General features: G+C 46.2%; 15 protein-coding genes and 1 pseudogene. 10 read left to right on the top strand and 6 right to left on the bottom strand.

What is annotated here, in order from left to right:
- Positions 1–85 precede the first annotated feature (85 nt).
- The gene (locus HMPREF0494_RS10720; protein WP_007123102.1) at positions 86–595 is read left to right on the top strand and encodes a TetR/AcrR family transcriptional regulator; all 510 of its coding nucleotides are present in this window, start codon (positions 86–88) and stop codon (positions 593–595) included.
- 161 nt (positions 596–756) lie between these two features.
- On the opposite strand, the gene HMPREF0494_RS01300 is transcribed toward HMPREF0494_RS10720, so the two are convergent.
- Positions 757–1632, bottom strand: a complete 876-nt coding sequence (locus HMPREF0494_RS01300; RefSeq protein WP_040458642.1) for a LysR family transcriptional regulator — start codon at positions 1630–1632, stop codon at positions 757–759.
- A gap of 118 nt (positions 1633–1750) precedes the next feature.
- Here HMPREF0494_RS01300 and HMPREF0494_RS01305 point away from each other — a divergent pair, with 118 nt between their 5' ends.
- Both HMPREF0494_RS01305 and HMPREF0494_RS01310 read left to right on the top strand, forming a co-directional pair.
- The gene (locus HMPREF0494_RS01305) at positions 1751–2632 is read left to right on the top strand and encodes an aldo/keto reductase (RefSeq protein WP_007123104.1); all 882 of its coding nucleotides are present in this window, start codon (positions 1751–1753) and stop codon (positions 2630–2632) included.
- A gap of 14 nt (positions 2633–2646) precedes the next feature.
- Positions 2647–3511 (top strand): annotated as a pseudogene (locus HMPREF0494_RS01310) (aldo/keto reductase).
- 49 nt (positions 3512–3560) lie between these two features.
- Here HMPREF0494_RS01310 and HMPREF0494_RS01315 read toward each other — a convergent pair.
- Positions 3561–3944, bottom strand: coding sequence for a winged helix-turn-helix transcriptional regulator (locus HMPREF0494_RS01315; RefSeq protein ID WP_007123107.1), 384 nt, complete (start codon positions 3942–3944; stop codon positions 3561–3563).
- A 116-nt stretch (positions 3945–4060) separates the two neighbouring features.
- Here HMPREF0494_RS01315 and HMPREF0494_RS01320 point away from each other — a divergent pair, with 116 nt between their 5' ends.
- Both HMPREF0494_RS01320 and HMPREF0494_RS01325 read left to right on the top strand, forming a co-directional pair.
- Positions 4061–4351 (top strand): hypothetical protein, encoded by a 291-nt coding sequence (locus tag HMPREF0494_RS01320; RefSeq protein WP_007123108.1) that lies wholly within the window; start codon positions 4061–4063, stop codon positions 4349–4351.
- 119 nt (positions 4352–4470) lie between these two features.
- Entirely contained in the window at positions 4471–5262 is a 792-nt protein-coding gene (locus HMPREF0494_RS01325; protein ID WP_007123109.1) for an Rpn family recombination-promoting nuclease/putative transposase, read from the top strand.
- A gap of 100 nt (positions 5263–5362) precedes the next feature.
- Here the strand turns inward: HMPREF0494_RS01325 and HMPREF0494_RS01330 are convergent, their stop codons facing one another.
- Positions 5363–6166 (bottom strand): Cof-type HAD-IIB family hydrolase, encoded by an 804-nt coding sequence (locus HMPREF0494_RS01330; RefSeq protein WP_007123110.1) that lies wholly within the window; start codon positions 6164–6166, stop codon positions 5363–5365.
- 143 nt (positions 6167–6309) lie between these two features.
- On the opposite strand from HMPREF0494_RS01330, the gene HMPREF0494_RS10725 reads away from it, so the two are divergent.
- The 4 genes from HMPREF0494_RS10725 (at position 6310) to HMPREF0494_RS01350 (ending at position 8823) form a co-directional block, all read left to right on the top strand.
- On the top strand, positions 6310–6588 hold the full coding sequence (locus HMPREF0494_RS10725) for a MerR family transcriptional regulator (RefSeq protein WP_007123111.1): 279 nt from the start codon (positions 6310–6312) through the stop codon (positions 6586–6588).
- A 242-nt stretch (positions 6589–6830) separates the two neighbouring features.
- Entirely contained in the window at positions 6831–7316 is a 486-nt protein-coding gene (locus HMPREF0494_RS01340; RefSeq protein ID WP_007123113.1) for a flavodoxin, read from the top strand.
- Positions 7317–7431: 115 nt separating this feature from the next.
- Entirely contained in the window at positions 7432–7962 is a 531-nt protein-coding gene (locus tag HMPREF0494_RS01345; RefSeq protein ID WP_148466441.1) for a DapH/DapD/GlmU-related protein, read from the top strand.
- Positions 7963–8823, top strand: coding sequence for an alpha/beta hydrolase (locus tag HMPREF0494_RS01350; protein ID WP_007123115.1), 861 nt, complete (start codon positions 7963–7965; stop codon positions 8821–8823).
- Between the two features lie 66 nt (positions 8824–8889).
- Here HMPREF0494_RS01350 and HMPREF0494_RS01355 read toward each other — a convergent pair whose 3' ends face one another.
- From HMPREF0494_RS01355 to HMPREF0494_RS01365, 3 genes are all read right to left on the bottom strand, one after another.
- The gene (locus HMPREF0494_RS01355) at positions 8890–9774 is read right to left on the bottom strand and encodes an aldo/keto reductase (protein ID WP_007123116.1); all 885 of its coding nucleotides are present in this window, start codon (positions 9772–9774) and stop codon (positions 8890–8892) included.
- 232 nt (positions 9775–10006) lie between these two features.
- Positions 10007–11158: an MFS transporter gene (locus HMPREF0494_RS01360; protein ID WP_007123117.1), complete on the bottom strand. Its 1152-nt coding sequence runs from the start codon at positions 11156–11158 to the stop codon at positions 10007–10009.
- Positions 11159–11330: 172 nt separating this feature from the next.
- Positions 11331–12710 carry a DHA2 family efflux MFS transporter permease subunit gene (locus HMPREF0494_RS01365; protein WP_007123118.1) on the bottom strand — a complete coding sequence of 460 codons (1380 nt, stop codon included), beginning with the start codon at positions 12708–12710 and terminating at the stop codon, positions 11331–11333.
- A 169-nt stretch (positions 12711–12879) separates the two neighbouring features.
- On the opposite strand from HMPREF0494_RS01365, the gene acpS reads away from it, so the two are divergent.
- Positions 12880–13234 (top strand): holo-ACP synthase (gene acpS, locus HMPREF0494_RS01370; RefSeq protein ID WP_007123119.1); only part of this gene is annotated, 355 nt, incomplete at its 3' end.

Genomic DNA, 13234 nt, shown 5'->3' on the forward strand with positions numbered 1-13234 from the left:
TGTAACTGTCATATTAAGGATAGACGATGGGCATTAATATTACCCTGCATATTTAAACGACACAGACCATAAAGTGGTGATTAAAATGTCAGACATGAGAAAAATTAGGACTAGGCGAGAAATACAACAAGCAATTGCTGAACTATTATTGCAGAAACCATTTAGTAAAATTACGGTCAAAGATATCGTTGGTAAGGCGCTAATTAATCGCAATACTTTTTATCTTCATTATCGCGACAAGTATGATTTGATAGAGCAAATATTAACTTCAATGATTGATCAAGCTGATATTTCAGTAAATGATTTTGTCCACCAACCATTCTACTTTTTCCAAACAATTATGAATAATACATCGACAGTCAGCAAAAAAATCATTGATCGGCAAAAGAAAGATCAAGCATTTCATGAGGTTATTTTGAGGACAGTCCTTCATATTGTGATGAAAAATAATGGTGAAAATGACGCTGCTTGGTTCACCTTTGGTAAGGTTTCAGCGATTATGTCTTGGAATACAGAACATGGTTACCGATATAGTATCGGTAGGGACGTCAAGATATTACAAAAGATTTATGAAACAGAAAAGTTTCCAAAGTAAAAAAGCTTCAGTTGACGTAAGGCATATGTCAATTGAAGCTTTTAATTAATTATTCGTACTAAACTCTTGTTAGTTTGAAATTACTTTTACACTTTTATAAAACTAGCGTTGAATGTAAAAGTAATTTCACATTCGAAAAAATAAAACTTTATTTGTCAGTGTTACTGGGAATTATTGTTTCTAGGCCAAACGCTAACCAATTTTCTCGCCAATGGAGCAATCATACTTCGTTGGCTTTTTAAATAGGCAGCATAAAAAGTCATTGTCGCCGCATCATTAGTAATTGGGATCGTGATACAATCATCAGTATTATAAACTTCATCTGGAATAGTGAAATTAGTGGTAAAGAAAGGAAAGTTAGTGTACTTGGTTAATTCTTGCATTGAATCGTATTCAGCTTGGTAAAGAAATTTCGCGTTAGGAATATGATCCTGAATAACTTGCTTCCACGGCCCGATTTCATTGAGTACAACAAAACTGAGACCGGTTAATTTCTTAAAAGTAATTTGTTGTTGGTTAGCTAGGTACATGAATTGATCGAGGTTAACGTAAAGATTTTCTTTACCAATGTAGCGGGACTCAATTAGCTCAGTTTGAATTTCACGATTGGTAATGATTGCTGAATAGTGGTGGTTCAATAGACACTGCTCGACATTATTCTGTTCAAGAAGAGCTTGCTCGACAGTAATGTTGGCGTTAAATTTCTGTAGATTTTGCTCTAATACAATTTGCGGACCAGGGGCAACACTAGCAATTTTAAGGACTTGCTGATTTTGTGCGTAGTTTTTGATTTCAGTGATGAATTGTTGATTGGCTTGAAGTAACGAACGAGCTTTTTCAGCTGCTAACTCACCGGTTTTGGTTAGCGTGATTCGATTGGGCTGACGGTCAAACAGTTGAACACCCAATTCATCTTCTAATTTTTGCATCCCCCGCGTAACAGTTGGCTGAGTGACATTCAACTCGGCCGATGTTTTCGCGAGGGTTTTATATTTGGCAAACGTGACAAGTTCTTCTAATAGGTAATTATCAATCATTATCATCCCTCCATCTAGCATGCATCAAACGTATGCTAGCATAACCTTTAAGTAATTTTCAACGATGGAGTATGTAGTTATGATATAGGCAATCACAAAACGAAGGGAAGTTAATCTAATGGCAAATAATGTCCCAACAGTAAAGTTAAATAACGGTGTCGAAATGCCGACGCTTGGTTTTGGGGTTTTCCAAGTTCCTGATTTATCTCAAGCCGAACAAGCGGTTACGGATGCCATTGAAACTGGTTACCGCTTAATTGATACCGCGGCTGCTTACCAAAATGAAGAAGCGGTTGGTAAGGCAATTAAGAACAGTTCAGTTAACCGTGACGAGATTTTTGTTACTTCTAAATTATGGGTTTCTGATTTTAACTACGAACGGGCTAAGAAGGGGATTGATACTTCTCTGCAAAAGCTTGGGTTAAACTACATGGACCTTTACCTGCTTCACCAGCCATACGGTGACACGATGGGCGCTTGGCGAGCATTAGAAGAAGCACAAAAAGAAGGTAAGATTCGGGCAATCGGGTTTTCCAACTTCTACGCTGACCAGTTACAGGACTTAATGCTGACAATGCCAGTTAAGCCAGCTGTTAACCAAATCGAAGTTAATCCTTGGTACCAACAAGATGCAGAAGTAAAGTTTGCACAAGGGCAAGATGTCCGCGTTGAAGCCTGGGCACCATTTGCGGAGGGTAAACACAATATCTTTACTAACGAAACCATTGCCGAAATTGCTGCAAAGTATGGCAAGAGCAATGGTCAAGTAATCCTGCGTTGGCTCTTACAACGTGGAATCACTGTCATTCCTAAGTCTGTTCACCAGAACCGGATGGCCGAAAATATTGATGTCTTTGACTTTGAACTTTCTGATGATGATATGAAGAAGATGGCTAGCCTCGCTAAGAACGAAAGTCAATTCTTTGATCACCGTGATCCAGTTACTATTGAACAAATCTTTGGTTCTAGCTTAAAGCAAGTGCAAGATAGTGAAAAATAAGGAGGAGCTTAATTATGGTGAATATCCCAACATTTAAACTCAATGACGGTAATGAAATCCCTTCATTCGGTTTCGGAACTTTTCAAATCCCTGCTGATGGCACAACCTACCAAGCAGTTAAGAATGCTTTAGCTGCTGGCTACCGGCATATTGATACTGCAACAGCCTACTTTAATGAACAAGAAGTTGGTAAGGCAATTAAGGATAGTGGTATTCCTCGTGATCAAATCTGGGTAACTTCTAAGCTTTGGCTCCAAGACTACGCTTATGAAGATGCCAAGAAGGCCATTGACCTTTCATTGAAGAAGCTTGGCTTGGACTACATGGATATGTACTTGATTCACCAACCATACGGCAAGGTCGATGAAGCCTGGAAAGCATTGGAAGAAGCACAAAAGGCTGGTAAGATTCGTTCAATCGGTGTTTCCAATATGACACCAAAGATTTGGAATAAGTTTGTTCCGAGCTTTGACGTAATGCCAGCAGTTAACCAAGTTGAATTTAACCCATACTTCCAACAAAAAGAATTACGGCAAAATCATGGCTAAAAATTGGGTTGCTCTTGAAGCTTGGGCACCACTAGGTCAAGGTAACGCTGACCTCTTTAAGGAACCAGTCATTACTAAAATGGCGGAAAAGTATGGTAAGGACGCTGGTCAAATTATTCTCCGCTTTGAACACCAAGAAGGGGTAACGGTCTTTCCAAAGTCCGTTCATGAAGCACGAATCAAGAGTAACATGGAAATCTTTGACTTTGAGTTGAACTCCGCTGAAATGGATCAAATGCGGGCTTTAGATAAAGGTAAAGGGATGCACGATCCAGATGCACCGGGCGTTGAAGAAATGCTCAGTCAATACGATGTGCACGCTAATGATTAATTGAAATTGCAAAAAATGACGATCCAGCATTAAAACCGTACCGTCATTTTTAATTCTCAAATTTTGCCCGATGCACTTTCTCAAAATGTTTTCCCGTATAAATTCCCGCATCACTATGCTTAATTGCCCAATTAGAAATTGTATTGAGTACCGGAATTAAACTTTTGCCTTCAGCCGTCAATGAGTATTCAACCCGAATCGGCATTTCATTATATTGTCGACGGTTAATAATTCCAGCTTGCTGTAATTCGTGCAGGCTATCAGCTAAAGCAGCGTCTGAGATGTTTTCCATTTGTGCTTTTAGTTCGCCGTAGCGCATTGAATTAACGTGGCCAAGAATACAGAGAATCCGCGGCTTCCACTTGCCACCAAAGATATCTAATCCATAGTCCACGGTACAATAGTATTCTTTTGGTATTTTACGTTGATACATACCTGACCTTCCTCAAAAATTATTTAGTAGCTTAATCGTTTTTGAATTCGTATTAATTTTGATTGTAAACGACTACTATCAAAATTGTAAATTAATTGATTTGAGGAGGAAATAAAATGGCAGTTAAAGCATATTTACAAGTAACGATGGTAATTCCGGAGAAGAATCGGGCAGCCGCAGCAAAGGTTTATACCGATTACCGTGAACCGTTCCTCAAAACCATCCCCGGTGCAGAAACCAAGGATCTTTTAATTCGGAACGAAGATGTTCAAGTTCTTCATGGCTTTGATAGCGTTGAACATGCCAAGGCATACCTAAACAGTGAGATGTTTACTCAACACGTCTTTCCCGGGCTGAAGCCAACATGGTCAGCAGACCCCGAAGTACGGATTTACACCGTAGCATAAAGCGACATTAGCAGCTTTTGAAGGATTTACTTTGAAGGCTGCTGTTTTTATATTGTTTAGTAGCCATCAGCAAATTCTCCGTATTTATTAGTTAGAGGAATCAATGCGGGGTGAATGAGATGGATAATAAGATTAGTATCCAGGATGACTTTGTCTTTGGCAGTGTGATGAGCAACAAGCGGCTTTGTCAGCGGTTGATCCAGCTGATTCTGCCTGAACTAAAGATTGACCGAATCGAATTTCCAACGGTTCAAAAGGCCGTGCAGGAGGGTCAATTCAGTCACGGTGTTCGCTTTGACGTTTACACCAAAGATCAGAATGGGGTGGTCTACGAGATTGATATGCAGGTCCGCCACACCCGCGGCTTACCGCAACGGGTGCGTTACTACCAGGGACGAATTGATAGTGAAATGTTGAAGCACGGGCAGCAGTACGCGACCCTGCGCCAGTTCTACGTAATTTTTATCTGTCCCTTTGATCCCTTTGGCTTGGGCTTGCACCGGTATGACTTTGCAAATTATTGCCGGCAGGATCAATCGTTGGCACTAGCTGATGGGCGGACCGCCATTTTTCTAAATACTAAGGGCACCAAAAATGATGTGGGTAAAGACTTGCGTAACTTCCTCGATTACGTGGATAATAAGGATGTAGACAATGACGAGTATGTCGGCGAATTAAAGAACTACATTCAGAATCTGAGTAAAAATACGGAATGGAGGAATGACTACATGGATAATAAAACCCACATGATGTTCCATGACGAAGATGTTCGTGAAGAGGGTAAAATGGAAGCCGTCCGGGGCACAATTAAATTGATGCGCCAAACGGGGATGTCGGAAAACCGGCTTAAAACTAAGGTCCAGCAGCAGTTTTCCCTTACTGATGTGCAGATGAACGAATTATTTGGCTAAAGCATGAGGCTGGAGCGGAAATGATTTTCCCCCAGCCTCGTGTTATTTCTCAAATACTTCCGGCGATTGCCTGTACCGCGCCGCGCAGCAGGTCGCTTGCTTATTGCTGGTCAGGAGCTAATAGCTTCTCCAGCTCGTGTAAGACCGCTTGCTCATCATTAGTTCCAATTGTCTGGCTCGCTGCCGCTCTTACGTTAGCCGGTGCGTTTCCCATGGCATAACTGGTCCCGGCAAGGTCAAACATCTCTAAATCGTTTTCGCCATCACCAAAAGCCACTAAGTCGGCGGGAGAGATTTGCCAGCGGTCAAGCAGCTTCTTTAGCCCGTATGATTTATCCATTTCTGGAATGATTAAATCAATTGCGCCGTTGCCGCTAGCGGTTGCCCGGATAATGCCCGCAAATTTAGTGTTAATGTCATGGGCAATGGTCCGCATGTTTGCTGGTGGGACGACCAGGGCAAATTTAAAGATCTTGTCATTGAGGAACGAAAAGTCTTTAACGACCTTGGTACGGGTATAGAAACGGTGAAGCCCCTGTTTGAATTTCTCAGGCATGGTCTCTTTAACATAGGCAAATTGGCGGCCACAAACAACGTAGTAAGTATCGGGAAGCGCATCAATATCGGCGATAATGTCTGCGACAACACTCCTGTTTAACTGACCGCAAGCAATTTCTTCTCCCCGGTCGACCGTTAACACGCCATTTTCCGCCACAAAAGCAATCTGATTAGCGATGGCGGGGAAAAGTGACCGGAGGAAGTAATACTGGTCACCGCTGGCAACGATGAACTTAACATTTCGCTGTTGCATTAGCTGGAAAACGGTATTGAATAGCTGGTGGTCATAGGTCCGGTTAGTCGTAAGAAATGTGCCGTCAATATCGGTAGCAATTGCACGAATCATAAAGCATCCTCCAAGATAAGTCTTTTGAGTTTATTTTAAAATTAGCCCCGTCCAAAAAGCAAGGCGGTAAATGTTTGAAACTTAAACCTGGCGCGATATAATAATCAAAAATTAAAGTTAACTTTAAGTCAAGGAGGGCGCCCATGCCAGCAACAGAAAAGGTCTACTCAATTGGTGAGGTTTCAAAAATTACCGGCCTGCCAAGTTCAACTATTCGCTACTATGATCGGTTAGAATTCCTACCGTACCTCCAAAAGAGCGCTCGCGGAATCCGGCAGTTTACCCAACGGGATCTTGATACAATTCGGGTGATTGAATGCCTGAAGAAAACCGGCTTAACGCTTAAAGAAATTCAGGATTATACGCGGCTGATTGCGCAGGGGGATGATTCAATCGTTGAACGCCAACAGTTATTTCACTAAATTCGGCAAAGACTCCTTAATAAAATGGCAGAGATGCAAAGGAACTTACAAATTTTGGATTTTAAGTGTGCCGATTATGACCAGGCAGTTAAAGAGGGGACGGAAAAGAATGTTTTAGAGTCAATGTCGCTGATGACCGTTCTTTCAAAGATCGACAATGAGAATTAATTTCGATACTTGACTTAAAGTATACTTTAAGCCTTATACTAGCCGTATTCTTAATAACCCAAGGAGGAATTGAGATGGCAAAGACACTTGTTTTATACTATTCTGCCACCAACACAACTAAACAAATCGCCAAACAGGTTGCCCAAAAACTAGCTGCCGATATTGCGGAAATTCATGCTGCTCAGCCATATACCACCGCAGACCTCGATTGGCATGATTCAACTAGCCGGACCTCAATTGAGCAGCACGATCACAACAGTCGAGTAGCTATTAAAGAGGATTTTCCAGATATTTCAGGATACGATAATATCGTGATTGGTCACCCGATCTGGTGGGCGATTCCACCCCGAATGATTGCTGATTTAATTGATAAGCTAGATCTCAACGGTAAGAACTTAGCACTTTTTGCCACTTCCGGCGGTACTAACTACGATCGTTCGCAAAGCTTTATTGAACGGGCAATCAAGGAAAATAATTACGATACTAAGGTTAACCAGGGAGCCGTATTAAACCGTGCGGGGCAAATCGATCCATGGCTAGCTAGCCTTAGTTTGGCCTAGTTCAATTGCTATATCATTCTTTTTAATTATGGTTTGTGATGAAATATAAGTCTTTAACATTCTTGCCGTGCGTAGTTATGATGAAGATAACAAATCAATAAGGCGAGGGATGTTAATGGAACACGCAAGTCTTGAAGAGATCAAGGAAATTACTAAAACCGCTTTAAAGACGCAAGACCTGCTCCAACGACTAAACAGCAGTGCAGCGCCACAAGAAGAAATTCGGCAGGTGATTGGCAAGATTACTAGGCAGCAGATTGACGATTCAGTTGAAATCAGATTGCCAATTCGTAGTGACTACGGTGCTAATTTAAGGATTGGAAAGGGCGTCTTTATCAATAGCGGTGTCATGTTCACTGACCTTGGCGGAATTACGTTAGCGGATCATGTTTTGGTTGGCCCGAACGCAACGATTATTTCGGTAAACCATCCGCTAGATCCGCAAAAAAGGCACGAGGTCGAGATGAAGCCGGTACTGATTGGTGAAAATGCTTGGCTGGGGGCTAATTCAACAATCCTCCCTGGCGTCACCGTTGGTAGGAACGCGGTTGTGGCGGCAGGGGCGGTCGTGACGAAAGATGTTCCGGCCAATACAGTGGTCGCCGGAGTGCCAGCAAAAATAATTAAGGAAATTGGAGAGAAATAAATGCACAAAAGTTTAAAGTTAATTTTCACCCTAGCGGCAGCACTGTTGGGGCTCGGGGGGCTGACTACTAACGTCCATGCGGTCACCCACTACGTCCAGTCACCGACGCCCACAATCTTCGTTCATGGCTGGGGCAGCAGTTCCCGCGCGGAAGAGAAGATGGCCAATGCGGCCCGTAACGCTGGTGTGACACGAACAATTGTCCGGGCGAATGTCGATAAGAATGGCAAGGTCAGCTTTAACCGGACCATTCCGGCGCACGCGATCAATCCAATCGTGGAGGTAAACCTCGAAGATAATAAGCTGGCCAACTACCAGAACGATTATGCCAGCGGCTACCGTCACGGCGGCGGCTATGTAAAAAACGTCGTGGTTGCCCTGCAAAAGCAATACCACTACCGGCAAGTTAACTTCGTTGGTCACTCAATGGGGAACTTGGAAATCATTAACTACATCAACGATAATTACAATAACCGCCAGTTGCCGCAGGTTGCCCACCCGGTTGCCATTGCCGGCCACTACAATGGCTTAGTCGGGGAAGTGACCGCCAAGGCAGCGGTGGACAGCCAGACGGGCCGGCCCAGCAGCATGGACAAGAGTTACCGAAACTTGCTTGGCCTGCGTCAGCATTTTCCACAAAACACCGCTGTCCTGAACATCTATGGCAACCTTGATGACGGCAGCAATTCCGACGGCGACGTTCCCGTCACCTCGGCCCAGTCTCTTAAGTACTTGGTCGGGGACCGGACCAAATCCTACCGGGAAATTGAACTGCACGGCAAGAGCGCTCAGCACAGCCGTTTGCATAATAATAACCACCAGGTTGACCAAGCGCTGATCAAGTTCCTGTGGGAAAAGTAATCGTTAAATGAAAACTCGCAAGCCCGATCTTGAGCCTGCGAGTTTTTAGTTTGGTTGCAGAACCGCTTAAAAGCCATTGCCATCAGCGATGTAGTCGTCCACACCGTCCGGATTGCCGGACCACTTGAATTTATCGTACCAGATGGAGTGCTTCTCCTGGTCTAATTCCGCGATGGCCTCCATCTCGTCCGCATTCAACTGAAAATCAAACACCGCCATGTTTTCCCGCATCCGCTCAACATGGCTGGACTTTGGAATTACGACGAAGCCCTGCTGCAACTCCCAGCGTAATTCGACCTGGGCGACGCTCTTGTGGTGCTTGGCCGCGATCGCTTTAATCACCGGCTCATTCAGGGTTTGCCCATTGCCCAGTGGCGACCAGGCCTCCAGCTGGATCTTTTGCATCTGGCAGAGGGCCACCGTATCAGGCTGGTGGATCCGGGGGTTAAACTCGATCTGGTTAACTGCCGGCGTTACTTCCGCGTGGTCAAGCAGGGCGGTAAGGTGGTCAACGTTAAAGTTGCACACCCCGATTGCCCTGGCCTGACCATCCCGATAGATAGTCTCTAACGCCCGCCAGCTTTCCAGGTACTTATCAAAGACTGGCCAGTGGAGGAGAAGCAGGTCCACGTAGTCCGTTTGGAGTTTGCTTAACTGCTCATTAAAACTCTGGCGGAGCTGGTCGTAATTGCCCTGGTCACCGTTCCAGATCTTGGTGGTCAGGAAAAGGTCCGTCCGCTTGAGCTGGGTCTTGGTTAAACCTTCCCGCAAGCCGGCACCCACGCCAGCTTCGTTGCCGTACTGCTTGGCGGTATCGATCAGCCGGTAGCCGTTTTGCAGGGCGGTCGACACCATCTGCCGTGCCTCATCGTTCGTCGATTTCCAGACCCCCAGGCCAACCCGGGGCATCAAAATACCATTATTTAGTTTCACATTCCTTTGTTCATCCATTTTTTAACACCTTCCTGGGACTAAGTATAGCATTGAAAAAAGCGAGAGTGGGAAACAACCTCCTCGACAAGGCGTATGGATAACTTAGAACGATAGTTGGCACGGTACGGGCCGGCTAGCGTTCGTAGTTAGACACTAGCCTTGTGGTTGTTTTCCACGTTATCTTTGTAATAGTTAAGAACTAGCAAGAGGCTGGTGAGAAAACATAGTTTTCTCCCAGCCTCCCGCTAGTTTAATCATGCCGGACCAGCAGCACTGACCCAATGGTACTGATGACCGCCAAGACGGCCCCAACATAGCCGATCTGGCTAATTGCGATGAAGTTGACACTCAGGGAGGCCAAGAAGGAGCCGACCGTTACCCCGACGTTGGTACAGATCGGGTTGAGTGATGAAGCCAGGTTCATCGCCGCCGGGTAGTCCTTATCAGCTACGTTTAAGAACATTACTTGGAGGATCGATCCCGGCATTCCCAGCACCAGACAGATTAAGCACAACAGCCCAACCCCGGTCCACGAATTAGCAAAGCTCAGGCCCATTAGCAGGAGCAGCAGGAGGCAGGCCCCGCTAATCAGCGGCAGCTTGCGAATCCCGTAGCGGCTGGAAACAATCCCCGCACAGGCATTCCCAACGATGAACATGATGCCGACTAAGCCCAGGAGCCAGTTCAAGTCGGTGGTGCTAAAGTGCAGGACGTCCGTGATGATCGGCCGGATGAAGGTATAAAAGGTGTACTCCGCAGCCATTAGGGTGACCATCACAATAATGCCGAGGATAATCCGGCGGTCCTTGAGCAGCTTGACCTGGTGACCAATCGACCCCTTTGTTTGCGGCGTGTGACGGGGTACCAGCACGAAGAGGCAGCCGCCAATCACCAATGCGAGGACGCTGATCACCGCGAAGCTCATGTGCCAGGAAGCGGCAGCGCTGATCGTCGTTCCCAGGGGAACCCCGATAATCGTCGCGGTACTGAAACCGGCGAATACCGTTGCCACCATCATCGAGCGTTTCTCAATCGGTGCGATGATACTAACGTAGACCAGAATCAGGGAAATAATGGCGCCCGCCACCCCAGCGGTGATTATCCGGGAAACAAACAGTAGGAACAGGTTCGGTGCCACCGCCGTCAGTGTGTTGCCCAGGAAAAACACAACCATCAGGGTCATCAGGACCTTAAAGCGGTCATACTTTCCCGTGACGGTCGTCAAAACCGGGGTACAAATTGCGTAGGTCAACGCGTACATCGTGACTAGCAGGCCCACTGCCGAGAGGGAAGCATGGTAGCTCTCAGCAATGTTGGAAAGCACCCCCACCACCATAAATTCGTTGCAGCCGAGCATAAAGGCCACCAGTACAAACACAATACATTGCAAACGATACTTCATCTTCAGTTGATCCAATCCCTTCTACAAGCATATTAATGCAGTTTAGTGTGCACGTTTTGTTTGTTAAGAACGGGGACAAAATGGGGAAGCTGCTTCTAAAACCCCGGGGTAAGCAGAAAATCTACCGTTGGTATTATACCATAGTGCGGTAGTAAACCGTTATAACAATTTGCTAGCCGGCCTGGGCGCGGACAATCTTGTGGTAAAGCCGCTGACTTAACACCAGGGATACCAGCAGCAAGAGTAGGCAGAAGACAAAGCCCGTTTGGATTCCCAGGTGGGAGGATTGGCAGTGTAACAGGTTATTGACGATGCCCACCACCGCGACAATCAAGGCGGTCCCAAACGAAGCCGCAATCTGCCGCATCGTATTAAAGGTTGCGACCGCGTCGGGAACAATTTCGTTGGGCAAGAGGGAGAGGGCCTGCGTTTGCAAGGGGATCAGCATGGTAACCAGGCCAAATTGGCGGACGGTTTGGAAAATTGTAATCATCAGGATGGTACTCTGGGCCCCGACGGCTGCCTGAAAAGTGGTCCCAATAATGTCAATGACCAGTCCGGCCCCCACCAGGACCTTGATCGGGTAAATGTCATAGAAGCGGCCACTGGTTGTCGACAGCAGCCCGGTTAAAATTGCGCCGGGCAGCACGGTGATTGCTGAGGTCACCGTTCCCCGGCCCAGCACAATCTGGACCAGGAGGGGAATCAAGATTGAATTCCCGTACATCGTGGCCGTGATCAGCATATTAATTACCGTCGCCAGGACGAACTGCCGGTGGGCAAAAATCTTGAAGTTGATTAACTGGTGGCTGCTGTGCCGCTGGTTAAGAACGAAGAAGACCAGAGCGACCACCCCAATTACCAGGTAGCCGACGACGCTAAAGCTGGCGAGCGGGGAGCTTGAAACGTTGGACAAGCCCATCAATAACGACCACAAACCAATGGTTACCAGAATTAATCCCGGCAGGTTAAAGCGCGGCATTTCGTTGTGGGGAATGTAGGGTAGAAAGAAGAATGACAGCAGGAGGGTCGCAAGCGCGAACGGAATAATCAGGATGAAGAGGTAGCGCCAAGAGAAGTAGTTGAGTAAAAAGCCGGAAACGGCCGGCCCTAAGATGGGCGCGCAGTTAAATGCCAGGCCGATGATCCCCATAATTCGGCCCTTCTTTCCCGGTACGGCATAGCGAATCGCCAGGACGTTGACCAATGGCATCATCATTCCGGCACCGATGGCCTGAATCATCCGGGCGACCACAATAAAGCTAAAGCTGCGTGCCAGGGCCCCCAGGACCGTTCCCAGCAGGAAGACGCCCGCGAAGATGATGAACAGCCGCCGGAACGAAAAGCGTTTAATTAAGTATGAGCTGACCGGAATCATCAGCGCGTTTACCAGCATATAGCCGTTCATAACCCACTGAACACGGCCCTCCGAGATACTGAAGACCTTCATGAAGGTTGGCAAAGCGATGTTCATCAGGGTCGAACAGAGCAGGCCAAAGAAGGTGCCAAAAACCATAATGGCCAATGCCCGGCTAATTCGTTGATCTTTCATGTTAGTTAGTTAATTCTTTCTCCTTATTCTCGATAATTGCTCTCCCAGTTTAACAACTCAGCAAAGAATGTCAAACGCGATCGGCCTTGGCCGGCCCCCGGCCGTCATGCTAAAATTTAATCAGATGTTTTGTACTAGCCAGTGGCAGGCAGGAAAAGGAGATATTTGAATGATTAAGGGACTAGGCATTGACCTGACGGAAATTAGCCGGGTAGGGGAACTTGCGAAGCAGCACCCGCAGTTTTTGAACCGGGTGTTAACAACGGGTGAGTATGAACAATATCGCGGCTATACCGGCCAGCGGGCGTTGGAATATCTGGCGGGACGGTGGTCTTTAAAAGAGTCGTTTGCGAAAGCCTGGGGAACCGGGATTGGAAAAGCGGTCGGCTTTCATGACATTGAAATCCTCGACAACCAGCTCGGCAAGCCGGTAGTCACTCGGTCACCGTTTGCTGGCCGGGTTCACGCTTCGGTCAGCCATACGGGCAGTCTGGTGATGACGGAAATTATTTTAGAAACTGATT

The organism is Limosilactobacillus antri DSM 16041, assembly GCF_000160835.1.
Taxonomy (GTDB): Bacteria; Bacillota; Bacilli; order Lactobacillales; family Lactobacillaceae; genus Limosilactobacillus; species Limosilactobacillus antri.

Excerpts from the sequence above, each read along its gene's own strand:
- HMPREF0494_RS10725 (WP_007123111.1), top strand. The coding sequence starts at position 6,310 with ATGCCAGCAACAGAAAAGGTCTACTCAATTGGTGAGGTTTCAAAAATT.
- HMPREF0494_RS01320 (WP_007123108.1), top strand. The coding sequence starts at position 4,061 with ATGGCAGTTAAAGCATATTTACAAGTAACGATGGTAATTCCGGAGAAG.
- HMPREF0494_RS01305 (WP_007123104.1), top strand. The coding sequence starts at position 1,751 with ATGGCAAATAATGTCCCAACAGTAAAGTTAAATAACGGTGTCGAAATG.
- HMPREF0494_RS01330 (WP_007123110.1), bottom strand. The coding sequence starts at position 6,166 with ATGATTCGTGCAATTGCTACCGATATTGACGGCACATTTCTTACGACT.
- HMPREF0494_RS01300 (WP_040458642.1), bottom strand. The coding sequence starts at position 1,632 with ATGATTGATAATTACCTATTAGAAGAACTTGTCACGTTTGCCAAATAT.
- HMPREF0494_RS01340 (WP_007123113.1), top strand. The coding sequence starts at position 6,831 with ATGGCAAAGACACTTGTTTTATACTATTCTGCCACCAACACAACTAAA.
- HMPREF0494_RS01315 (WP_007123107.1), bottom strand. The coding sequence starts at position 3,944 with ATGTATCAACGTAAAATACCAAAAGAATACTATTGTACCGTGGACTAT.
- HMPREF0494_RS10720 (WP_007123102.1), top strand. The coding sequence starts at position 86 with ATGTCAGACATGAGAAAAATTAGGACTAGGCGAGAAATACAACAAGCA.
- HMPREF0494_RS01345 (WP_148466441.1), top strand. The coding sequence starts at position 7,432 with ATGGAACACGCAAGTCTTGAAGAGATCAAGGAAATTACTAAAACCGCT.
- HMPREF0494_RS01350 (WP_007123115.1), top strand. The coding sequence starts at position 7,963 with ATGCACAAAAGTTTAAAGTTAATTTTCACCCTAGCGGCAGCACTGTTG.
- HMPREF0494_RS01365 (WP_007123118.1), bottom strand. The coding sequence starts at position 12,710 with ATGAAAGATCAACGAATTAGCCGGGCATTGGCCATTATGGTTTTTGGC.
- HMPREF0494_RS01360 (WP_007123117.1), bottom strand. The coding sequence starts at position 11,158 with ATGAAGTATCGTTTGCAATGTATTGTGTTTGTACTGGTGGCCTTTATG.
- HMPREF0494_RS01355 (WP_007123116.1), bottom strand. The coding sequence starts at position 9,774 with ATGGATGAACAAAGGAATGTGAAACTAAATAATGGTATTTTGATGCCC.
- HMPREF0494_RS01325 (WP_007123109.1), top strand. The coding sequence starts at position 4,471 with ATGGATAATAAGATTAGTATCCAGGATGACTTTGTCTTTGGCAGTGTG.